Source organism: Maribacter sp. 4U21, from assembly GCF_002742365.1.
Lineage (GTDB): Bacteria > Bacteroidota > Bacteroidia > Flavobacteriales > Flavobacteriaceae > Maribacter.
Genome location: NZ_MDGN01000030.1, coordinates 52,163 through 76,167, shown reverse-complemented (window position 1 = coordinate 76,167; position 24,005 = coordinate 52,163). Strand labels below are relative to the sequence as shown.

The 24,005-nt window shown below is 40.6% G+C and carries 19 protein-coding genes; 4 read left to right on the top strand and 15 right to left on the bottom strand.

All coding sequences use genetic code 11. From position 1 onward, the window contains the following. Nucleotides 1-148: 148 nt before the first annotated feature. Nucleotides 149-1,279, top strand: coding sequence for a glycerate kinase (locus BFP77_RS05720; RefSeq protein ID WP_099573091.1), 1,131 nt, complete (start codon nucleotides 149-151; stop codon nucleotides 1,277-1,279). A 13-nt stretch (nucleotides 1,280-1,292) separates the two neighbouring features. Here the strand turns inward: BFP77_RS05720 and BFP77_RS05715 are convergent, their stop codons facing one another. The 13 genes from BFP77_RS05715 to tamL form a co-directional block, all read right to left on the bottom strand. Then, a complete protein-coding gene (locus tag BFP77_RS05715; protein WP_099573090.1) occupies nucleotides 1,293-2,258 on the bottom strand; it encodes a YpdA family putative bacillithiol disulfide reductase in 966 nt (321 codons plus the stop codon). Further along, nucleotides 2,258-2,917 (bottom strand): ribulose-phosphate 3-epimerase, encoded by a 660-nt coding sequence (gene rpe, locus BFP77_RS05710; RefSeq protein WP_099573089.1) that lies wholly within the window; start codon nucleotides 2,915-2,917, stop codon nucleotides 2,258-2,260. The genes BFP77_RS05715 and rpe overlap by 1 nt, the downstream gene beginning before the upstream one ends. 55 nt (nucleotides 2,918-2,972) lie before the next feature. Next, nucleotides 2,973-6,077 carry a WD40/YVTN/BNR-like repeat-containing protein gene (locus tag BFP77_RS05705; protein ID WP_099573088.1) on the bottom strand — a complete coding sequence of 1,035 codons (3,105 nt, stop codon included), beginning with the start codon at nucleotides 6,075-6,077 and terminating at the stop codon, nucleotides 2,973-2,975. A 28-nt stretch (nucleotides 6,078-6,105) separates the two neighbouring features. Then, nucleotides 6,106-8,745, bottom strand: coding sequence for a c-type cytochrome (locus tag BFP77_RS05700; RefSeq protein WP_099573087.1), 2,640 nt, complete (start codon nucleotides 8,743-8,745; stop codon nucleotides 6,106-6,108). Between the two features lie 49 nt (nucleotides 8,746-8,794). Continuing rightward, nucleotides 8,795-9,250, bottom strand: a complete 456-nt coding sequence (locus BFP77_RS05695; RefSeq protein WP_099573086.1) for a tRNA (cytidine(34)-2'-O)-methyltransferase — start codon at nucleotides 9,248-9,250, stop codon at nucleotides 8,795-8,797. 3 nt (nucleotides 9,251-9,253) lie between these two features. Further along, the gene (locus BFP77_RS05690; protein ID WP_099573085.1) at nucleotides 9,254-9,466 is read right to left on the bottom strand and encodes a VF530 family DNA-binding protein; all 213 of its coding nucleotides are present in this window, start codon (nucleotides 9,464-9,466) and stop codon (nucleotides 9,254-9,256) included. 217 nt (nucleotides 9,467-9,683) lie between these two features. Next, the gene (locus BFP77_RS05685; protein WP_099573084.1) at nucleotides 9,684-10,547 is read right to left on the bottom strand and encodes a sigma-70 family RNA polymerase sigma factor; all 864 of its coding nucleotides are present in this window, start codon (nucleotides 10,545-10,547) and stop codon (nucleotides 9,684-9,686) included. 160 nt (nucleotides 10,548-10,707) lie between these two features. Beyond that, complete coding sequence (locus tag BFP77_RS05680; RefSeq protein WP_099573083.1) at nucleotides 10,708-12,936, bottom strand: polyribonucleotide nucleotidyltransferase; 2,229 nt, start codon at nucleotides 12,934-12,936, stop codon at nucleotides 10,708-10,710. 201 nt (nucleotides 12,937-13,137) lie between these two features. Then, complete coding sequence (gene rpsO / locus BFP77_RS05675) at nucleotides 13,138-13,407, bottom strand: 30S ribosomal protein S15 (protein WP_068482293.1); 270 nt, start codon at nucleotides 13,405-13,407, stop codon at nucleotides 13,138-13,140. Between the two features lie 106 nt (nucleotides 13,408-13,513). Next, nucleotides 13,514-14,014, bottom strand: a complete 501-nt coding sequence (locus tag BFP77_RS05670) for a hypothetical protein (protein WP_099573082.1) — start codon at nucleotides 14,012-14,014, stop codon at nucleotides 13,514-13,516. Nucleotides 14,015-14,028: 14 nt separating this feature from the next. Next, nucleotides 14,029-14,889 carry an acetyl-CoA carboxylase, carboxyltransferase subunit beta gene (accD, locus tag BFP77_RS05665; RefSeq protein ID WP_099573095.1) on the bottom strand — a complete coding sequence of 287 codons (861 nt, stop codon included), beginning with the start codon at nucleotides 14,887-14,889 and terminating at the stop codon, nucleotides 14,029-14,031. Nucleotides 14,890-14,923: 34 nt separating this feature from the next. After that, nucleotides 14,924-15,991, bottom strand: coding sequence for a class II fructose-bisphosphate aldolase (fbaA, locus tag BFP77_RS05660; RefSeq protein ID WP_099573081.1), 1,068 nt, complete (start codon nucleotides 15,989-15,991; stop codon nucleotides 14,924-14,926). Between the two features lie 60 nt (nucleotides 15,992-16,051). Beyond that, a complete protein-coding gene (tamL, locus tag BFP77_RS05655) occupies nucleotides 16,052-18,667 on the bottom strand; it encodes a translocation and assembly module lipoprotein TamL (protein ID WP_099573080.1) in 2,616 nt (871 codons plus the stop codon). A 24-nt stretch (nucleotides 18,668-18,691) separates the two neighbouring features. On the opposite strand from tamL, the gene BFP77_RS05650 reads away from it, so the two are divergent. Beyond that, a complete protein-coding gene (locus BFP77_RS05650; protein ID WP_099573079.1) occupies nucleotides 18,692-19,414 on the top strand; it encodes a TrmH family RNA methyltransferase in 723 nt (240 codons plus the stop codon). A gap of 14 nt (nucleotides 19,415-19,428) precedes the next feature. Here the strand turns inward: BFP77_RS05650 and porT are convergent, their stop codons facing one another. Together porT and ubiE are read right to left on the bottom strand one after the other, a co-directional pair. Beyond that, on the bottom strand, nucleotides 19,429-20,124 hold the full coding sequence (gene porT / locus BFP77_RS05645) for a type IX secretion/gliding motility protein PorT/SprT (RefSeq protein WP_099573078.1): 696 nt from the start codon (nucleotides 20,122-20,124) through the stop codon (nucleotides 19,429-19,431). Between the two features lie 49 nt (nucleotides 20,125-20,173). Further along, on the bottom strand, nucleotides 20,174-20,908 hold the full coding sequence (gene ubiE / locus BFP77_RS05640) for a bifunctional demethylmenaquinone methyltransferase/2-methoxy-6-polyprenyl-1,4-benzoquinol methylase UbiE (RefSeq protein ID WP_099573077.1): 735 nt from the start codon (nucleotides 20,906-20,908) through the stop codon (nucleotides 20,174-20,176). A gap of 217 nt (nucleotides 20,909-21,125) precedes the next feature. On the opposite strand from ubiE, the gene trkA reads away from it, so the two are divergent. Continuing rightward, entirely contained in the window at nucleotides 21,126-22,475 is a 1,350-nt protein-coding gene (gene trkA, locus BFP77_RS05635; RefSeq protein ID WP_099573076.1) for a Trk system potassium transporter TrkA, read from the top strand. A gap of 1 nt (nucleotide 22,476) precedes the next feature. Further along, a complete protein-coding gene (locus tag BFP77_RS05630; protein WP_099573075.1) occupies nucleotides 22,477-23,970 on the top strand; it encodes a TrkH family potassium uptake protein in 1,494 nt (497 codons plus the stop codon). Nucleotides 23,971-24,005 lie beyond the last annotated feature (35 nt).

Below are 24,005 nucleotides of genomic sequence, written 5' to 3'. Positions count from 1 at the left end.
TTACTAAATTACAGACCTATTAGAAAGTTTAACTATTACAACCCTATTGAAGTCCTAAAAAATAAGTGTGTTGCACTTATGGATTGAACACAGCATCACTTTAAAAGCTTTGTTGCAAAGTCACACTTTTTAGCTAATTTAAGGGCTTATGAAGTTTGTAATTGCACCCGATAAATACAAAGGCTCCTTAACGGGACTAGAATTTTGTGAAGCGGTATCTCAAGGTCTTCGAAAAGTTTTCCCAAAAGCTCTAATTAAGCATAAACCATTGGCCGATGGAGGTGACGGTACTTTGGCCGTTGTATGGTATTATTTAGAAGCGGATACTATACAGGTCTCCGTAAACGACCCTTTGTTCCGAAAAATAGAGGTTGGTTATTTATTGTCGAAGGATAAAAAGACGGCTTTTATAGAAATGTCAGAAGCCTCGGGGTACAAATTACTCCACAAAGATGAACTCAACTGTATGTCAACCACGAGCTTAGGTACCGGCCAACTTATCGTAGATGCTTTGGATAAAGGAGTGAAAGAGATTATTTTAGGAATTGGAGGTAGTGCTACGACCGATGGGGGTATGGGTGTTGCGGTTGCCCTAGGGTATGAGTTTTTAGACAGTAATGATACTGTACTGGGCCCTATTGGAGCGAATCTCGTAAAGGTTAAGAGGATACAAAAGAATGGTCGTCACCCAAGACTGTCTGAAGTAGCTATTAAAGTTGCTTGTGATGTTACCAATCCCTTTTTTGGTAAAAATGGAGCGGCATATGTCTACGGCCCTCAGAAAGGAGCAAATAAGGAAGAAGTTGAAGTATTGGATAAGGGATTGCAAAATTTCGCAAAAATAATAGCACAGGAATTCGGAACCGACATTCAAAAGGTTTCCGGCTCTGGAGCTGCTGGTGGCGTAGGTGGTGGCGCTGTTGTATTTCTAAATGCAACCTTAATTCCCGGAATAGATTTAATGAAAGAAATAGCAGGTTTTGATGAAGCTATTACCAACGCCGATTGGATAGTAACCGGGGAAGGTAGATTGGATAGTCAGACATTATCCGGGAAAACCATTGCTGGTGTGCTTGAATCTGCTCACAAGCAGAAAATCCCTGTTGCGGCATTATGTGGCGCAGTAACCTTATCCCCGGAGCAGCAAGAGGAAATGGGTCTGACTTATGTGTGTGCTATCTTAAGGGATATATCCAATTTAGAGCAGGCTGTATCTCAAAGTAAAGAAAATCTGGTTGCTGCCGCTTATAACTTCGCTAAACTCATTGATAGTAAATAGTAGTACTGCCGTTTTAATGCTTATTGATGATATGCTGTACGATCATCCCTGCGTGCACTCTAGAATTCTCTATGAACCACTTGTGTGTCTCCATGCCGCCGCAGATAACCCCTGCCAAGTAAAGTCCATTTACGTTACTTTCCATAGTTTCCGGGTCGTAGTTCGGTAATCGTTTGGCATCACTGGACAGTTCAATACCCAAATCCTCTAAAAACTTAAAATTGGGCATATATCCGGTAAGGGCAAGGACAAAGTCATTGGGCAGTACCACTGAGCCCTCTTTTGTATTTAGATAAATTTCATCCTCGGTTATTTGTGTTACCGTACTGTTATAAAAGGCCTTGATACTACCTTCTTTAATTCTATTGATAATATCCGGACGCACCCAATATTTAACGCGTTGGCCAACTTCTGGTCCGCGAATAACAAGACTTACATCGGCACCCTTTCTCCAGCACTCCAAAGCCGCATCTATGGCCGAGTTACTTGCACCGATAACAGCAACTTTCTGTCCGGCGTAGAAATGAGGGTCTTTGTAATAGTGACTTACCTTGGGTAGGTCTTCTCCAGGAATATTGAGCAGGTTGGGTATATCATAAAAACCAGTAGCTAGAACAACATTTACACTATGGTAACTAGCCTTGTTGGTGGTTGCTTCAAAGACTCCTTTATCTTTTTTAAGGGAGGTGACCTTTTCGAATAAATTAATATTCAATTTGTTATTGGTAACGATTCTTCGGTAATACTCTAGGGCTTCGTCCCTTTTAGGTTTGGCCTCTTTGCTAATAAATGGAATATTGTCTATTTCAAGTTTTTCCGAAGAAGAAAAAAATTGCATGTTGTTGGGATAGTTGTAAAGGGAATTTACAATAGGCCCTTTTTCCAGAATTATATAGGAAAGTCCATTCTTTTGAGCTTCCAGTCCGCAAGCAATACCTATTGGTCCGCCCCCAACTATTATTAAGTCCAATAGTTTCATTATTTGGCTATTTCCTTTAATTCTTTGATGATTTGGGAAGGATTATCACTCTTGAATACAAAACTACCAGCTACCAGCACATCAGCACCTGCATCGGTCAGGGCTTTTGCATTGGAGGAGGTGACACCACCATCAATCTCGATTAGGGTAGAAGTATCCTTCTTTTTAATTAACGCTTTTAAAGCCTGAACCTTTTGATAAGTATTTTCGATAAAGGATTGCCCGCCAAAACCCGGGTTTACGCTCATAACGCACACCACATCAATATCTTGTATAATATCTTCCAACAGATGAACCGGCGTGTGTGGGTTAAGTGCAACCCCTGCTTTCATGTGAGCAGCTTTGATAGCTTGTAACGTTCTGTGCAAATGCGTGCAAGCCTCATAATGTACTGTAAGGATAGCTGCTCCCAAATCTGCAAATGTCTGGATATAACGGTCTGGTTCTACGATCATTAAATGCACGTCCAAAGGTTTGGTAGCATACTTTTGTATGGCTTTGACAACGGGCATACCATAAGAGATGTTAGGCACGAATACGCCATCCATGACATCGATATGGTGCCAATCTGCATCGCTATTATTGACCATTTCAACGTCTCGTTGTAAATTTCCGAAATCTGCCGCCAATAGGGACGGTGCAATTTTGACTATGCTCATTAGCTACTCTTGTTTCCTGCAAAAATACGGAATTGATATTGTTAATTTCTGAGCACTAACCTTCAATTGGTATAACCCCTGCTTTTTTCAGCATCAAATTAATTTTAGAAAGATTTTTATTCATTACACTTTCAAGATCGGTCATATGGCTTTTTAACTCAGAGGATAATTCCTCGAAAACCTTATAGGCCCCGTCTGTTGGTTTCGCCTCTCCGTTTTCCATACTTCTGCGCAAAGAAGCCAATCTATTGTTCAGCTTAATAGGGAAATTCAATGGGTCTTGTCCAGATTGATTTTTTACTTGATACAAGGCTTCTTCAATAGCTGATAATTGATTCAAAAATGGCACTATAGTTTTATTGTACGTATTCGATGAAATTTTCGATTTGTTTTCAGAGAGGTGATTTTTTATCGTTCTTATTCGGATGACGGCTTCGTTTGCAGCAGAAGTTTTTTGCATAATCTTATTGGCAAGCGCAAACTGTTCGTCCAAATCTTCTTTGCTAATCCCTTTTAGATTAGGATTCATGGTGATTTTAAAGGGGTAGACTTTTTCGTAGTCTCTTGTTTTCATTCGAATTTTATAATCGCCAATGGGTGCTTTAGGACCTCTTGTGGGTTGGGCGCTCCAAAGGATCATGCCATCAAATTCAATGGCCCCTGGATATCTAAGGTCCCAAGTAAATGTATTGATACCTTTTGCGGTCGTAGGTTTGGTAGAACCTCCTTTTTTCCACCAAGGAATATCAGGGTCTTCTTTGTATTCGGTCCTGCTACCGGTAAAAGTATCGATGAGCTTGTTATTGGCATCTAGAACTTCAAAGGTAATGGTATCTAACCGCTCTTTTAGATAATATTGAACAGAGGCTTCGGAAATTCCTCTAATCGCGTCCGCTGGTTTAAAAAGAACTGCGGATTGACTATTCATTTCTGGTTGATACTGCCTTATGGGCTGTATATCGTCTAAAATCCAAAAGCCCCTGCCATGAGACCCTAACACAACATCATTATCCTTTATGACTAAATCACGGATAGGCGTATCCGGAAGTTCTAATTGTAGACTTTGCCAAAGCTCACCATCGTTCAATGAAAAATATACACCATGTTCTGTGGCTAAAAATAGTAAGCCCTCGCGTACGTGGTCTTCTCTAATGGCTCTGGCAAAATGACCATCTTCAATTCCTTTAATAATTTTTGTCCATGTTTTGCCGTAGTCATTTGTTTTGAAAACGTAGGGTTGGCGGTCATCTACTTGATATCTATTTGCCGCCACGAATAAAGTTCCAGGTCGGTGCTTAGATTCGTCTATAATACTGACACGGGAAAATTTTGGAAGGTCTTTTGGGGTAATATCTTCCCAATTTTCCCCTCCGTTACGGGTAATGTGAATTTTTCCATCGTCAGAACCTGCCCAAATAGTATTAATATCATGAGTTGAAGGCGCTAGGGCAAAAACTGTGGCATAAATCTCGGGACCATTCATATCCATGGTAATTATGCCTCCTGTTTTTCCCAGCGTTTCCGGGTCGGCATAGGTAAGGTCTGGGCTAATTTTCTCCCAAGATTGTCCGTCATTTGTCGTCTTCCAAACGTGCTGAGAACAAGTGTACATGATTTTTGGGTCTTGTGGTGCAAACATTATGGGGAAGGTCCATTGCCATCTTTCCGGTAAAGCACTTGCGGGCTCTCCGGAGAAGAATCTAGGGTAGACCTGAATATCCCTTGTTTGTCCGTTGCTCCGATCGTATCGCGTTAAAAGAGCTCCTTGGCTTCCGGCATAAAAAATATCCTTGTTAACCGGGTGTTGCGTAATCCAGCCACTTTCACCACCTCCAACGGCATAGTACCATCCGTGATTGGGACCACGAGCTTGCATATGGTCCCAGCCATCGCTCGGCATGGCTAACGTACTATTATCTTGCTGTGCCCCTGCCACATGATAGGGTACATCACTAGTGGTCATGACATGGTAAAACTGCGATGTTGGATAATCTTGTTCCGTCCAAGTCTTTCCACCATTGATACTTACATTTCCGCCACCGTCATTGGAATTAATCATACGGTCTGGATTGTTGGGGTCTATCCAGAGGTCGTGGTTGTCTCCGTGCGGGACTTTAATCGTTGTGTCAAATGTTTTTCCGCCATCGGTAGATTTATAAAACCCTGTATTAAGGCAGTAGACGGTTTCTTTGTCTAGCGGGTCTGCATAAATACGAGAATAATAGAAAGCGCGTTGACGCAATTTACGTTCGTCATTGGTTCGTTTCCACGTTTTACCGGCGTCATCGGAACGAAATACACCTCCCTCATTGGCTTCTACTATGGCCCAAACGCGATCGGAATCTACAGGAGAAACAGTTACGCCAATTTTGCCTATCGGTCCCGCTGGCATACCTGTATTTGAGGTTAAATCTGTCCAAGTAGAACCACCGTCCGTAGACTTCCATAATTTGGAGTCGCCACCGCCACCCCACATTTTCCAGGCTTTTCGTTGAACTTCCCACATACTTGCGTAGAGCACTTGGGGATTGGTGCGGTCTATTATTAAATCTACGGCACCAGCTTTTGGACTCACGTATAATACTTTTTCCCAGTTGGCGCCACCATCCGTACTCTTGAATACGCCACGTTCTTCATTATCTCCGTAAGGATGTCCCAAAGCGGCGACATAAACGATGTCCGGATTTGTGGGATGAATTCTGATGCGCGCCACGGCCTGTGTTTCATTGAGCCCTAAATGTTTCCATGTTTCGCCACCATCTTCCGTTTTGTAAACACCGTCTCCTTGGGTTATGCTTCCTCGTAACTGCACTTCGCCCATACCTATATATACTACATCCGGGTTGGTCTCCGCCACCGCAACAGCACCTACGGATGAGCTTGTGACCTGACCATCGGTTACCGGTTTCCATTCGGTTCCACCATCTACGGTTTTCCATAGCCCACCACCTGTGGCGCCAAAATAATACTCGTTGGGCCTACTTGGGCTCCCTGCGGAACCTAAAGAACGACCACCACGATTGGGACCAATATTTCTCCATTCCAGACCTTCATAAAATGAAGTGGGAATAGTTTTGGAAGTTGATGAATTGGATTGTTCTTGACCATGCAGGCTGAAGCCAAGGAGAACAAATAAGGTAAAGATAATTTTACGGAACATAGCGCTAGTTTGGTTTAAAAACGATTATTTACTTTGGTTGATATAATTTATGGTTTTCATCACCACCTGCAAGTAGAAAAGTGAGTAAATCTTTTATTTCCTCTGGATTTAGCCGGTTCAATAAGCCGGACGGCATGGGCGAGAGGGGTGATAATTCTTGTTTTATGATGTCTCCTTTGGCTATTTCTACAGTATAGCTTTCATTGAACGGATTAGGCATCAAAACGACCATCGTATCATTTTCGGATTTGATGCGCCCAGAAATCTTTTTATCATCCTTTAAATGTAACAAGGTATTGGCATATTGGTCGGAGATTTGGTCGTTAGGGCTATAGGTAGCAAAGAGCATAGCGCTATTGCTGAACTTGGTATGGGCTTGGGTCAAATCTGGTCCAACGGCGGCCCCTTCACCCCGCATCCGGTGACACAAGATGCACATTCCTGCTTCAAAAGCACGTTTTCCCCGTTCATAGTTCACCTCGTAATCTGCTAATTCCTCTCCCCAGATTATTTTACTTATATCGTTACCCGTATATTCATTTCCAGGTCCAATAGGTTGTGGTAAGTTTGCAACCGCTGCCCCTGGAGCATATACACCGGATACTTCCTGAAAGTACTTTTTTTCATCTTCCGGTACATTTTTCATGGCTGCTAAACGAATGTTCTCCATGCCAGGTTTAAAACTTAAACCTCCCTTGGCATTGAGCACATCATAGAACCAGTTGAAATATTTTTCTCTATCATTTTTGGTCCATCCTTTGACTGCATGACTCAGGAGTACGCCATAGTAGATGGCTTCACTGGGAGGCATTTTCTCTAAAATTTCTCGGATTAATGGACCATATTGTTCGCTCCTTTGGGTGATTTCTTCGGAAAGAAAATCCTTGGAGAGCGTAGTTCGTTCCTTGGTGTGCTTATCCAGTAGTGTTACCAACTTTCCTGTTATACCATCGGCATCTAAATAGAGTAATAACTGTCCAAGTTCTCTATTCATTACAGCACTGGCATGCGGAAAATATGCATTGAGCTTTTTAGCAGTTTTGATTTTATCATTTTCACTGGGTTCTCCTAAACGTATAAAGAGTAGTTCATAGGCCCGCAGCATGTTTAATTGGTGCCCGGTATCCTGTGTTTCAAGCATAATCGGGTCCAATTTTTTCAGGATTTTGGTTTGCATATCAGGACTGCCCTGTCTGGCCGATGCAATACTGGCCGCTATAATTTTTTTGGCATCTCGTTCCTCTAAAAATTTATGAAACCATTGTTCCACAGGTTGATGTTCTAAAGCAATGCGTGCCGCATACCTTATAAAACGGTCGTCATGGTTCAAATTGGCCCAAGCCAGTTCAATACCTTTAGGCGACTGGGAGGAATGATAATTCTCAAGGCTATGGCGTAATTCCCGAAGAGATCGTTCTTGCTCTTCCAATCGTACCTCGGCATCCACGAGGTCGTCACCGACATAGCGTAATCGAAATAAATGAGAATCTATTCTACGACCTCCCGTTGTAAAATACAGGTTCCCGTCGGTGCCCGCTATCATATCTGTCAAGGGTAGGGGAGTTCCCGATAAAAACTCCTTGCGTTCTGCGGTGTAACTGCTTCCTTTTGCCTTTAAATCTGCAAAATAAATGGTGCCAAAACTCCAATCCATTACTAATAACCCATGCGAATATATGTTAGGAAAATTCAAGTCCATACCCGAAAGAACGGCGGTAGGTGAGCCTTGTTCTAGATTATGTACTGCAGGTAATGCATCTGGATAGTACGCTGGCCATTTCCCGGAGCCTGTACGCCATCCGTACTCGCTTCCACTTGCAACATGGCAAATTCTAGTGGGGCGGTACCACGGCATTCCAATATCCCATTCCATATCGGCATCGTAAGTGAATAGTTCCCCATCCCCATTAAATGCCATATCAAAAGGATTTCTGTATCCGGCTGAAACTAGTTCCCAGTTTGTGCCATTGGGGTTAAATTTCCCTATCCAACCACCGGGAGCCTTAATATCGTTTGCATGACCTCTAGCGTCCAGATACGGTTCGAATAAGTTATCTTCTCCCCAGTTTCTAGGCAACCGACTATTTTCTTTGAGTTTTTCGGGGATACGGGTATAGTTGCCAGCAATAAAATAAATTTCCTTTCCGTCCGGTGAGGGTACAAGACTATGTGGGCCGTGTTCTCCATGACCTTCTAGCTTTAACATCATTTTAAAGGTATCCAAGATGCCATCGTCATTACTGTCTGTTACCCTGTAAATACCACTACCATTCTGTTGTTTATCAACCTTGGTGTCCTCCCATTCCTTATTTACGGCAACATAGAGGCTATTATGGGACCATAAAAGACCATGAGCCTCGCCAATTTCTATGGCTAGGGGATGTACATCCTCTGGTTTTAATGTCTCATCTATTTTAGGGGCATTAAAATAGTATATTTTACCGTACTGATCACAGGCATAGATTTTGTTTTCCGAATCCTTGGTCATGGCGACCCAAGAGCCTTGGTCATGTCTGCTTGGTTGGTATAATTCCTCTAAAACGAAACCTTCCGGTAAATTAAAAACTATTTCTTGCTTGGACTCTAAAGTAGAAGTTTCTGTACCTTTTTTACAGGAGGATAGGATAAAGATAGGCACTACCAGAGATAGTATGATTGATTTGTACATTGTTTTCCATTGTTGGATACTTAAATATACAAAATGAATGATTGCGGTGTTAGTTGTTTAATTGCCTTAAGCCCTCGTAAACGGCAATGGCTACAGCATTCGCTAGATTTAAGCTTCTGATTTGTGAAGTTTTTAATGGAATCTTGGCTACAACTGCATTTTCAGAAGTTAAGAGTTCCTTTGGTAATCCTACGGATTCTTTCCCGAAGATTAAAAATAAGTCTTCTGAATAGCTGATATCCCAATGGCTCCTTTCTCCGTGGGAAGAGAAAAAGACCATTTCTTTTTGGTCGTGTACTTTAAAGAATTCTTCTTGGTTTTCATAAATGGATACGGAAATGTGTTGCCAATAGTCCAGCCCGGCTCTTTTCAGTTTTTTGTCCGTTAATTCAAAGCCAAATGGTTTTACCAAATGTAGCTTTGAGCCAGATGCTAGGGCCAATCTTCCTATGTTTCCGGTATTATTTGGAATTTCCGGTTCAATCAAGACAATATTCAATGGCATTCTCTACGTGATGGATTTTAGATACAATTCTTCTACTTTCTTTCTTGCCCATGGAGTTCTTCTGAGAAATTTTAAGCTCGATTTTATAGAAGGATCATTTTTAAAACAGTTGATATTGATTTCTGCGGCCAGCTCATTCCATGTATAATTTTGTGTAAGGTGTTCCATTATATCTGACAGTTTTATACCATGTAATGGATTATTGGGCTGTTGCATTTTTATACGAATTAGATAAACAAATTAACTCAAGTTAATTTTTTCCTTAAGATATTAAATGAAAAAACTCCGGTAATCAGCCGGAGTTTATTCATCAATCAAAAAACGAACAGTCATGATAAACTGTTGTTACCATTAAAATTACAACTTATATGCCAAATTTCCAATTTAAGAATTGTTTAACAGGCAAATTGATATAATTTTATGCTTTTAACACCTATCCTAGATAAGTTTTCAAGATCTTACTTCTTGAGGTGTGCTTTAATCTACGAATCGCTTTTTCTTTTATTTGACGTACTCTTTCCCTAGTAAGGTCAAAAGTTTCGCCAATTTCCTCCAAGGTCATTGAATGCTGACCAGCAAGGCCAAAGTATAGGCGAATAACATCTGCCTCTCTTGGTGTTAATGTTTCCAATGCACGCTCTATCTCCGTTCTTAAGGATTCGTGTAATAATTCTTTGTCCGGGTTAGGAGACTCACCACTACGTAGTACATCATAGAGGTTAGAATCTTCACCATCGATAAGAGGTGCATCCATGGACACGTGTCTTCCCGAGTTCTTTAAGGATTGTTTTACATCATCAACGGTCATATCCAACTCCTTCGCAATTTCTTCTGGAGAAGGCATTCTTTCATGCGCTTGCTCTAGAAAGGCAAAAGTTTTGTTGATTTTATTGATAGAACCAATTTTGTTTAAGGGCAAACGAACAATCCTAGACTGTTCTGCTAATGCCTGTAATATAGATTGACGGATCCACCATACGGCGTAGGATATAAATTTAAATCCCCGCGTCTCGTCAAAACGCTGTGCAGCTTTAATCAGACCAAGGTTTCCCTCGTTAATTAAATCCGGTAAAGTAAGTCCTTGGTTTTGGTACTGCTTCGCTACGGACACCACGAATCTGAGGTTGGCTTTTGTAAGTTTTTCAAGAGCGATCTGGTCGCCTGCCTTGATGCGTTGTGCCAACTCTACTTCTTCATCAGCGGTGATCAAGTCCACTTTTCCAATTTCTTGTAAGTACTTGTCCAAAGATGCGGTCTCCCTATTGGTGACCTGTTTTGTAATCTTAAGCTGTCTCATTAATATAAATTAAGTTCAATTGCATAGACTGCATATACTTATACGTAAAAAAGTCGCAAATGTTACAAATTGGTGTAAAAAAAACTATTTTTTCCGTTTAACGGCATAAAAAAGCCCCAACGTTATCGTTGAGGCTTTCTGTACGCTACAAGAGAAGAACTTAGTCCCTTCTTGGTTTGCGGTCACGGTTATCTCTACCTCCGCGTCTGTCATCTCGTCCACCACGATTTCTGTCATTGCTTCTTGGTGGTCTTTCTACATAACCTTCCGGTTTTGGTAAAAGTGCCTTACGCGAAACTTTTTCCTTACGTGTTCTAGGGTCCGTACCTAAATACTTCACTTCAAACTCATCTCCCATGTTTACGACATCGGTAACATTTTCCGTACGTTCCCATGCCAATTCCGATACGTGTAATAAAGTCTCGTTGCCTGGAGCATCAAGATATTCCACAACGGCACCAAAATCTAACATCTTGATCACTTTTACTTTATAAGATTCGTTCATTTGAGGTTTAAACATCAAAGAATCTATCTTGCTAAGCACCGCATCGATACCGTTTTGGTCCGTTCCTAATATTTCAACAATACCTTCTTCCGTAACAGGGTCTTCGTTTATAACGATTGTAGTCCCTGTTTCTTTTTGAAGCTCTTGAATCACTTTTCCACCAGGCCCAATAAGCGCCCCAATAAATTCATTAGGAATAGTACGGGTAACCATTTTTGGAGAATGTGGTTTCACATCAGCTGCAGGTTCAGCAATCGTATCCGTTAATTTCTCCAAAATATGTAAACGACCTGCTCTAGCTTGTTGTAGTGCATTTACCAAAATCTCGTAGGACAATCCTTTGACCTTGATATCCATTTGGCAAGCCGTGATACCATCTGCGGTACCGGTTACTTTAAAGTCCATATCTCCCAAGTGATCTTCATCACCCAAGATATCCGAAAGAACGGCATATTTACCTGAATCTCCATCGGAAATTAGTCCCATGGCGATACCGGAAACTGGCTTTTTCAATTGAACACCTGCATCCATCATGGCCATTGTCCCTGAACAAACGGTAGCCATAGAAGAAGAACCGTTAGATTCCAATACTTCAGAAACTACACGAACGGTATATGGACAATCATCAGGAACCATTCCTTTTAATGCACGTTGCGCTAGATTACCATGACCAACTTCTCTACGGGATGTTCCACGAATAGGTCTTGCCTCACCTGTTGAGAAAGGAGGGAAGTTATAGTGTAAATAGAAATTCTCCTCGCCTTCATGAGATGGCATATCTATTTTATTGGCATCTCTAGAGGTACCTAAAGTTACCGTTGCCAATGCTTGCGTTTCACCACGGGTAAAGATGGCAGAACCGTGCGTTGATGGTAAGTAATCGATTTCACACCAGATTGGGCGAATTTCATCGGTCTTACGACCATCCAAACGCAGACCTTCGTTTAAAGTAAGGTCACGAACCGCAGCTTTTTCAGCTTTATAGTAGTATTTAGAAATGAGTGCGCCAAAATCCTCTTGTTCTTCCTCAGAAAAAGAAGCTTTAATTTCATCTTTTATCTCGCTAAAGGCAGCGCTTCTTTCATGCTTGGCAGAACCAGCTTTTGCTATAGCATACACTTTGTCATATGCCATATCATGAATTTTTTTAGCTAAATCAGCATCTTCCCTTTCGCCTTCATATTCACGTACTTCTTTCTTGCCGAAAGCTTCAGCCAGTTTAACCTGTGCTGCACATTGTACCTTAATTGCTTCATGGGCAAATTTGATAGCCTCTGTCATTTCCTCTTCGGAAATTTCATCCATTTCACCTTCAACCATCATAACTGAATCAGCAGAAGCACCGATCATCATGTCAATATCAGATTCGGCTAATTGCGCTCTAGTAGGGTTAATGACGAATTCGCCGTTTACACGCCCTACTCGTGCTTCTGAAATAGCACATTCGAAAGGAAAATCGGATAACTGAATAGCCGCGGATGCAGCTAAACCTGCCATTGCATCTGGCATAACATCTTCGTCATGAGACATTAATTGAATCATCACCTGTGTTTCGGAGTGATAATCTTTTGGGAAAAGCGGACGTAAAACACGATCCACCAATCGCATGGTTAATACTTCGCCGTCACTTGGTCTGGCTTCTCTTTTGAAAAAACCTCCGGGGTAACGCCCTGCAGCAGCGAATTTTTCACGGTAATCTACGGTTAGTGGAAGAAAATCTACATCACTTTGTTTGTAGTTAGAAACTACCGTACATAATAACATACATTTTCCGGATTGAACAACCACAGAGCCATGGGCCTGTTTTGCTAATTTTCCGGTTTCGATAGAAATTTCCCTACCGTCTCCAAGGTCTATGACCTCTCTAAATACTTTTGGAATCATAAAATTGATTTTTACCCAAGATAATTTCTCAGGATTTTGTTAAACAATGGTCATTCCGACATTTTTGATGGCCGGACTGTTGTTGTGTTGTTGTGTGGACCAATGAAAAACTATGTGTAGCTTTTTGTGTTCGTCATTTTTCACTTCTTAGACTTGAAGTACTTTAAAAAAAGGGGATGGTTAGCCATCCCCTTTTTAAAATTATTTTCTAATACCAAGCTCTTTAATAAGCTCTCTGTATTTTACAATGTCTTTCTTTATCATATAATCTAGCAGACTTCTTCTTTTACCTACCAGTTTTACCAAAGAACGCTCCGTGTTGTAATCTTTGTGATTCTTTTTTAAGTGACCGGTTAGGTGATTAATACGATGTGTGAACAAAGCAATCTGACCCTCAGTAGAGCCTGTGTTCTCTGCTTTTCCGCCGTGTTTTTTAAAAATCTCGGCTTTTACTTCTTTTGTTAAATACATTCCAATATTATTTTAAATGATTTTTATGTATCTGACTGATTTTCAATCAGGCTGCAAAGATACTATAATTTTTATTTTGAATGGCTAATGTTTTTGGATATTTTAATTAGAAGGCACAAGAAGTTGGTAAGGGTTCTTGTTTTGCTAGCGTTGCCGCAAAGGTAACATCCAATTCAGATGTGGTAAAGCCCGTGAGGACGCTTCCTTTTAAAACAGTATTCCCATAGCCGAGATAATTCATATGTGCCCTGATGTAGACCTCCTGTTCCTCGGTTATGGAGATGGTTCCCCCACTACGGGTAAAGGGTTGTTCGTTTACATGGCTATGGCCAAGAATTCTACGATATAAAAGGTTTCCCTCTATATCTACAACCTCCCACCAATCCGCATATTGTTCACAGCCGGTATCTGGACTTAGAATAGTTACGCTGAAGGTATACGCATTTTCTTCTCCGGTGACCGCTACATTGGTCGTTTGCGCGGTGTTTGCATTCCCAATTTCTGTAGTTTCTTCTTCAGCTACCGGCAAGGAAACGGAGTTTTCCGATGCGCAACAAAAAAACCATAAAGTCAATAGTAGTATACTTGATTTTATGGCTCTTTTCATAAAGTGATATGATTTTAAGATCTCACTGGGTTGTTCTGTATTAAATCGATATAAAGATTTATTTTGGTTTTTAAGTCCCGCCTGTGCGTAATGAAATCCAAGAATCCGTGTTCCAGTAAAAATTCGGAAGATTGAAAGCCTTCCGGTAAATCCTTTCCGGTAGTATCCTTCACGATTCGAGGTCCTGCAAACCCTATGAGTGCTCCTGGTTCCGCAATATTAATATCTCCCAGCATAGCGTAGGATGCCGTAGTACCTCCGGTGGTTGGGTCGGTGCATAATGAAATATAAGGTAAGCCAGCTTCCGCGAGTTGTGCCAGTTTAACAGATGTCTTGGCCAGTTGCATCAATGATAAAGCTGCTTCCATCATACGCGCTCCTCCTGATTTGGAAATCATTATAAAAGGAACTTTCTTTTTGATGGCGTGGTCGATTCCGCGAGCAATTTTTTCACCAACGACACTACCCATTGATCCTCCGATAAAACTAAAGTCCATACAACAGATTACAACATTTTTACCCAAGGATTTTCCGAAGCCTGTTCTTACGGCATCTTTAAGACCTGTTTTTTTCTGAGCTGCTTTTAACCGCTCTCCATATTTTTTGGTATCCTCGAATTTTAACGGGTCTTTGGAATTTAGCTTTGCATCTAACTCGGTAAACGTATTATTGTCAAAAAGGATTTCAAAATACTCTTTGCTGCCAATTCTTACGTGGTAATCATCCTCTGGACTCACGTAAAAATTCTTCGCTAAATCTTCGGATTCCACAATTTTACCCGTAGGAGACTTATACCAAAGTCCTTTCGGTGTGTCTTTCTTTTCCTCGGTGGTGGTCTGAATTCCTTTTTCCTTTCTTTTAAACCAAGCCGTCATATTGTCCATAGTTTAGATTAGTGAATTTAGGAATTTATAATGTGTTTACGTTATTAAGATCCTCAAAGGCTTTCTTTAGTCGGTCTATAAAAGCAGTTTCTCCTTTTCTTAACCAAACTCTTGGGTCGTAGAATTTTTTATTGGGCTCATCGGAACCTTTTGGGTTCCCTATTTGTGCCTGTAGATAATCTTTATTGTCCTGAACATAATCCCTTACACCAGAAAGGAATGCATATTGTAAATCGGTATCGATGTTCATTTTTATAACGCCATAGCTGATACCTTCCCTGATTTCCTCTACTGTAGAACCTGAACCACCGTGGAATACAAAATCGATATGGTTATGCTCAACACCGTATTTCTCGGAAACGAACTCTTGTGAGTTCTTTAAAATTTTTGGCGTAAGCTTTACGTTTCCTGGTTTGTAAACACCATGTACGTTGCCGAAGGCAGCAGCTATCGTAAATCTATGGCTCACTTTGGAAAGCTCTTCATAAGCATAGGCCACTTCCTCTGGTTGCGTGTATAGCTTAGAATCGTCCACATCGGAATTGTCTACCCCGTCTTCTTCACCACCTGTTATACCAAGTTCAATTTCTAGGGTCATCTCCATTTTGCTCATACGCTCTAGATAACCTTTGCATATTTCAATGTTCTCTTCCAAAGGCTCCTCTGAAAGGTCGATCATGTGTGAGCTGAATAAGGATTTGCCGGTCTCTGCAAAATGTTTTTCACTAGCATCTAACAAACCGTCTATCCAGGGCAGTAATTTTTTTGCGCAGTGGTCGGTATGCAAAATAACCGTAGCACCGTAAGCCTCCGCTAATTGATGAACGTGCTTTGCTCCCGCTACTGCTCCTTGTATGGCCGCATTTTGTCCGTCGTTAGAAAGTCCTTTGCCAGCATTAAATTGGGCACCACCATTGGAAAATTGGATGATTACTGGGGCATTAAGACTTGCTGCGGTTTCAAGCACTCCGTTTATGGTGTTTGAGCCTATTACGTTTACAGCAGGTAACGCAAATGCTTTTTCTTTAGCATATTTGAAAATTTCCTGAACTTGATCTCCGGTCGCAACGCCCGGTTTAATATTATGAGCCATATTGTTGTAGTCTGTTAGTTTCTATAAAAATGTAGGGCAAAAGTAATAAAACAATTAGATTTAAAATGGATAGTTAATACCAATTTGCAGTACGGAGTTAGCAAAATTGTAGTCCCTAAACCATCTTTTTGAAGGAATTTCTGCTGGGTTATAGGTTTTGAAACCCAAATCTAAGCGAAAAAGGAAATAAGTAAAATCGTATCTAAGTCCAAAACCGGAACCCAGAGCAATATCTTTTAAAGAGTCAAAACCTGAGAATATGGCATCGGGATTCTCCACATCGTCAAAGACGTTCCATATATTACCGGCATCTGCAAAAAGTGCCCCGTTGATATCACCTACTATAGGAAAGCGATACTCTAAGTTCAGGGCTATTTTAAGGTTGGCTTCGTTGAAATCGTTAATGGCAGAAGTGCTTCCAGGGCCTAGTGAATATGGGAACCATGCTCTATTGTCGTTGGAGCCACCAGCAAAATAACTACGCACAAAGGGAATATTGTCCGAGTTTCCGTAGGGTATGGCAATACCTACAAATGTTCTTGCCGCCAATACGTTGGATCGAGAAAGGTCCCAGTATTTAACAAAGTCAAACTCTGTTTTTACGTATTGAGAGAAAGGAACACCGAATACGAGTAGTTGTTCCCTATCATTTTCATTAAAGGCGATTAAGTTGGAAATACCAGATAATAAATTTCCCGCACTTTCCAATTTAAAACGAAATTGATAAAAATTGTTATCTGTTATACCGTTCCTATTGTTTTTGTTGAACGTGTAGTTGGTCGCAAAAATAAGATTGTTCTCCGTGAGACGTTCTTCACGTTCCGCAATACTGTTCACATTGTTGAAATCTTCTTGGGTAAAGCCACCGTTGGAAGTCGGTATTAGTCCATTCCGCACATCGCTTATAAATCCGGTGGTACCCGGGGTGGTCTCGGGTTGTGCCTCACTCGGCGTAGTAAGGTTTCCGTCTTCATTAAAATACGTGGGGTCTAGCAAGGGACTCACAGCTTGGTCAGTGGCGATATCGTTTAACTGGTTATAGGTGGTTCTATATACATCAAAGAATCTATTGCTGTTCACATTCCTAACATATTGTACGTTCAAGAGTTCTATGGAATTCCTTTTAAATTCATTGGGCGTCCAATTATAGCCAAGCGTGGTGTTGAAGGTTTGTTTGTCGAGTCCTATATTCTTTTGAAAACTGGTACCAAGTGCAATTCTGGTTTTTGGTAAGGTGTAGTTTGGAATAAGCTTCGAGGTGTTTATAAAAGGGAACCATATTCTCGGAAAATCGAGCGTTACTTCCCCTCCAATTTCTGAAAAATAGTCCTCTTGAAATATTTCCCTACTTAAAAGACCAAAAGCACCATCTACCGAAAGACTTAGATTCTCCGCTCCTTTAAATATGTTACGTATCAATAGAGAGGCGCCAGCTCCCACCCCAAGTCTCCTTAGATTAGAACGGCTTATTTCAAAGTTTGTGCCTAAAGAGTATTTTGGTTTAGGTGCCAGATAAATACTGGTGTTGACCTTGCTACCGGTACTATCCTCTTCAAATATAACATTCGGGTATTTAAAGATGTTCAGGTTGTTGAGCTGTCTAGAGGTCCTGATTTTGTCAATGTCCCGGTAAATTGCCCCTTTTTCAAAAAGAATGGCGTCCGCTAGCGTCTTTGGTTTAATTTGAAAATTATCCGAATAATGGAAGGTAAAATCACCATATGTTATACTACGGTATGGGGTTGATTTGTAAGACGCGAGGTAATCGGTATAAACATCTATGGTGTTTATTTTTTCTACTTTATACTCTGAGGTCGTCACCTCATTTTCTCCTCTTCTCTTGAGGTCTCCAATGTTAAGGGTGATGTTCATTTTTTGGTCGTCTTCAGCCCTTACGGTATCCCTAACAATATCAAAGGTGATAGAACTTCCTTGAAAATTTCGGATACCATTATTCCTGAAAATCTCAGTTAATCGCTCTCTTTCGCCATTAAAATCGGCCAAGTTAAATTGTTTTCCCTCTTTTACCAAAGACCCGCCCATGTTCAAAAAATAAATAGAATCTATGGCCTTGGAAGAAATTTCGTTGGATACGGAATCTACAACATAGGGTTTTCCAAGATCTATTTTATAATCGATATAAGCCCGCTGCTTTCTTCTAGTGGTATCAACTTCGTACGTAGTTGTATTTAAGAAATACCCTTTAGAATCGTAATAAGCGCTTAAACGCTCTAAGCTTCTTCTGGTCCTGGAGGTATCTAAAACTTTCGGAGCTTCACCTATTTCCTTTAACCATTCGCTCAAACCCTTTACCAAAAAGGATTCCCCAAGTCTGTTGACCTGTTTTTCCGATAAAAATTTAGTGAGCCTTTTCTTTCGATTGGTTTTACGGTTAAGCCAGTCTTGATAAAGAGAATCTGGATTTTCCTTGGCAAGATTGTATAGGTTTAGCCTTAATGGATAGCCTAAAAGGGCGGTGTTGGGCTTTTGGTAGATTAGGCTGTTTACATCCTCATCGGTTATTCTTAGGGAATCTACCAGAATGGTATTCCTTGCTACCAGGTACTCGTCGTTTTCAATTTTTTTCAGTGAATTACATGATAGCGCGACTATGGTAAGTAGTAAGAATAAGCTTATTTTAGCGATGCTATGTTCAGGGTATGAAAACCTCCTCATATTAATCAAAAATACATTATTTGTATGGTTGTAAAAAGTGAATTGAAACTTATCAAAAGCTTACATCAAAAAAAGTACCGAAATGAACACGGTCTGTTTATAATAGAAGGGAAAAAGGCTGTGGAGGAGTTATTGCGCTCTAAATTTAAGGTGTTCAGGATTTATGTTTTGGAGGATGTACTTCCTGTAAAAGGTGTTAAAGATGCAGCTGTAATTCTTCCAAAGGAAATGAATCAGATAAGTAGTTTAAAAAATCCAAATGGCGTTGTTGGGGTATTTTACATTCCAAAAGCCGCAGCTGTGGATTTTAGTGATTGGATTATAGTGCTAGATGATGTTCAAGACCCTGGTAATTTGGGAACTATAATCAGGCTTTGTGATTGGTTCGGGATACCTTCTTTGGTATGCTCCGAGAATACCGTGGATTGTTATAATCCAAAAGTGCTTCAGGCAACGATGGGTTCCATAGCTCGGGTAAATATTTCATATACCAGTCTAGATTTATTTCTGTCAGAGGTTTCGGTACCGGTCTACGGTTCGTTCATGGATGGGAATAACGTATATAAAGAAGAACTACCTAAAAGGGGTATTTTAATTATGGGCAATGAAGGGAAAGGTATTTCTGATCGGGTCAATAGGAAATGTGAAAATAGAATCACCATCCCCAGATACGGAAAATCTGAAACCGAAAGTTTAAATGTGGCGACGGCTTCAGCAATTCTAATGAATGAGATTAGAAGGGCTTAAATAGTACTCGCCGTTTACTCAAAAGTAAAGTTGACGAAAAGCCCTCTGGTGCGCATCCCGTCTATATTTCCCGTCCATGGGCTGTTGGGGTCGTTATCACGAATCAATTCATCCGTGAGTGCAAAAACTCCTCTTATCGATGGGGTGAACTTAAAATACTCCAAGTAAAAATCTATACCAAAACCAAGCTCATAATTATAGACCCATTTCGTCATTCGGAACGTACCCGAACTATTGTCGTCTAGGCTAGTTTCATTACTGCCAAGGTTTAAGCTTGTGGATCCGCCACCAATTAAAAAGGGTTTCCAATTCCCGAATCTTTTTGCACTCACCTTTAACAACAACGGAAAATTTATATAAGTTGATTTTACTTCTCGAATCGCATCTCGCTCCTCATCAAAACCTGGAAAGCCTAAATTTCTAGACGTATAATGAAGACCTGGCTCAAAGCGTAGGTCCAAGAAATTATTTATACGCATCTCTCCGATTAGCCCTACGTTAAAACCTAGTGTTTTGCTTACCAGAACATCTCTGCCATTCTCTTCATAATCAAACTTAAAATCATATTGATTGAACCCTAAAAAATAGCCCCAATTTAAGAATTTCTTATCCTCGTTCTCCTTATTAAGAATAGGGCGTTCATTAAATTGTGCATGGAGTGAGGGCATTAATACTACGAGCCCAACACAAATAAAAAACCATTTCCTCATTTACCAACAATTACGCCGTAGTTGTTAAACCATCGGGTTTACGATTAGTCTAGCTACGTTTTTTAGCAACATATATAGATGCGACCCCAAATGTTTGAGGCTTGTTCACTACATCTATAAACCCAATTTTGAGTAAAATATTGTTGAAGTTTTCTCCATGCGGAAAAACAGCGGCAGATTCGCTTAGATAGCCATAGGCGGAATTATCTTTGGAAAATATTTTACCTATCAGCGGCAAAACATATCTTGTATAAAGATGGTAACCCTGTCTAAAAGGTGTTTTGGTAGGCACAGAGGTTTCTAGCACTACGAGGCTACCTCCTGGTTTTAATACGCGAAGAATCTCGCTGAGACCAGTTTCCAAGGTTTCAAAATTACGAACACCAAAAGAGACCGTTACAGCGTCAAAAGAATGGTCGGGATACGCTAGATTTTCACTATCACCTACGACCATTTCAATTTTTGGGTCCAGTTTCTTTTCCTTTATTTTTTCCTTTCCAACTTCTAGCATGCCAGGAGAAATATCCAAACCTATGATTTTTTCAGCACCTGTTTTTACCAAGGCAATGGCAAGATCGCCCGTGCCCGTAGCAATATCCAAAATAGTTTTAGGTTTTTCTTTTTTAAGAATAGCAACAACTCTTTTCCTCCATTTAATATCAATTCCAAAAGAGATCACCCTGTTCAGTCCGTCATAATCTTTAGAAATCGTGTCGAACATTTTGGTGACCTGTTCTTTCTTACCAAGTTTGGAGTCCTTATAGGGAGTTACTTTATTAGGCATTGCATTTTTTTTTCAAAGATACGATTTAGGCTTTGCTTGCAAGCGCTTTAATTAGGATTGATGATCGTCAAGGTTAAAAGCTTTAAAATTAGTAGTGACCTTTATTTAATTGTGTAATTTTGCGTCGAAATACGCGTTGACTATACTACTACTAATTTTTAATATGCTATTATAAACGAGTTGTTTATAGTCTATAAAAGCGCAATTAAGTACGTAAATGAAGATTATAATTGCAGGTGCGGGTGAAGTAGGATTTCATCTTGCCAAATTGCTTTCCTACGAATCTCAAGATATTACCTTAATAGACACACGTAAAGAAAGTCTGGCCTATGCGGACAATCATTTAGATATTCGTGTGTTAAAGGGAGATGCTACTTCTATAGCTGTTCTGCAGGATGCGCGAGTACAGGATTCCGACCTTGTAATTGGCGTTACCTCCTCGGAAACTACGAATATAACCTTGTGTATGTTGGCAAAGCAGCTAGGTTGCAAACGTACCATTGCTAGAATATCCAATACAGAGTTTATAGATAATAAGGAAATATTGCAGTTCTCAGAGTTAGGTATTGATGAGCTCATTTCACCCGAAGAACTTGCGGCGACAGAGATTCAGTTACTACTCAATAAATCTGCCTTCAATGATACCTATGAGTTTGAAGACGGTAAGTTGATTATGGTAGGGGTTTCCCTGCCCAAGTCCGCTCCCTTTGTGGGTAAAATGGTAAAGGAGGCGGCTAAAATATTCCCCGAGCTTCATTTCATGCCCATTGCGCTAAAGAGAATGGGTACCCAATTCACGGTCATTCCAAGGGGTGATACCGTTTTCAAGGAGGGGGATCAAGTGTATTTTATTACGGTAAAAGAAGGTGTTGATGAACTGTACAAGCTTACCGGAAAAAAGAAAGAAGATATAAAGAATGTCATGATTCTTGGAGGAAGTAAGGTAGGTTTTAAAACGGCTAGGGACCTTTGCGCCAACAAATTCAATGTAAAGCTGATAGAGAAAAGTAAGGAAAAAGCTTTTGATTTGGCAGATGACCTGCCCAATGCCTTAGTAATCAATGGTGATGGTAGAAATGTGGAGCTTCTTGAGGAAGAGAGTCTAGAGTCCATGGATGCCTTTATTGCGGTTACCGGAAATTCAGAAACGAATATCATGTCTTGTTTGGTAGCAAAATCAAAATTCATAAAAAAGACCATTGCCTTGGTGGAGAACATGGATTATTTTCAGCTATCGCATTCTATTGGTATCGATACCTTAATAAATAAAAAGCTTTTGGCCGCGAATAATATATTCCGGCATATACGGCGTGGAGAAGTAGTAGCGCTCATGCGGTTGAACAACCTAAATGCGGAGATTTTAGAATTTGTCGTAAAAAAAGATTCTCGTGTTACGGGAACGACCATAAGGGAATTGAATTTTCCTAAAGCTGCTACCATTGGCGGTGTTGTTAGGAACGGTGAAGGTATCATTGCCTTAGGAGGATTTAAAATAGAGGCCGGAGATAGGGTAGTGGTCTGCTGTCTTCCAGAAGAAATTTCACAAATAGAACGAATGTTCCTGTAAAATGCGCCTGAATTCTAGAATAATTTTTCACTTAATGGGTCTTTTATTGCTTTGCAATGGGGGCTTTATGCTGTTGGCTGCAGTGGTCAGCGGTATCTACAAGGACGGTGCTACCTTAAGTATTACCCTAGCTTCGATTTCAACGATGTTCGCTGGTGTTTTTGCGATGTATTATACACGTGGACATCGTAAGGAAGTAAAGCAGAAAGAGGGTTATATTATCGTCACGTTCGGTTGGATCGTGATGTCCATTTCAGGGATGTTACCCTATATTTTTTCGGGAGCCATCCCCGATATCACTAATGCTTTCTTTGAGACCATATCCGGATATACCACAACAGGTGCTTCTATTATGGATGACATTGAATCCATGCCTGAAGGAATTTTGTTCTGGCGAAGCCTTACCCATTGGATCGGTGGTATGGGTATAATCGTATTGGCAATTGCAATACTACCGCTTTTAGGAATTGGTGGTATGCAGCTATTTGCAGCTGAAGCTCCTGGACCAAGTGCTGATAAATTACATCCAAGAATTACCGACACGGCAAAAAGACTTTGGCTCATTTACGTAGGGTATACCGTAGTCGAGACCATACTCTTAAAATTAGCGGGGATGTCCTTTTTTGATGCTATAAACCATGCCTTGGCGACCCTCTCTACAGGTGGATTTTCAACTAAAAATGCTAGTTTGGCACATTGGAACGACCAGCCCTTGATACAGTATATTATAATTCTTTTCATGTTCTTGGCAGGGACCAATTTTGTGATGAGCTATTTTGCGTTCAAAGGAAAAGTTCAAAAAGTATTGAAGGACGAGGAACTGAAGTTTTATTTTCTGTTTATTCTCACCGCAACGATTACGGCTGGCTTGGTCATTTATTTTAGAGCGAATATTACGGAACTTACTCCAGGATACCCTATGGTTTTAGGTAAAGCGGAAAGTTCGTTTAGGCATGCACTCTTTCAGGTGGTCGCCGTGGTTACCACTACGGGTTTTGTCAGTGCAGACTTTACCGCATGGACCCCTTTTTTAACGATATTCTTTTTTGGGTTATTTTTCTTGGGAGGTTCTGCCGGTTCTACAGCAGGTGGTATCAAGGTAATGCGCCATTTATTGATTATAAAGAATGGTCTTCTAGAGTTCAAACGAACCTTGCACTCCAATGCCATTATACCGGTACGGTACAATAATAAAACGGTCAAGGAACATATCGTTTATAATATAATAGGTTTTTTTGTACTTTATATGCTTCTTTTTATCATCGGGGCTTTGGTCTTGGGCTTCTTAGGTCTGGATTTTGAATCGGCCATTGGTGGGGCAGCGTCTTCCTTAGGTAATGTAGGCCCTGCCTTGGGAAGCTTAAATCCTGTTAGTAATTTTAACGGATTGCCAGATTTAGCGAAATGGTGGTGCGGATTTTTGATGCTGGCTGGTAGGCTAGAATTATTTACCGTATTGATACTTCTTACGCCTTATTTCTGGAAACGGACATAAACCCGATAACACTATAAAAGTTCTGTTTCAACGAA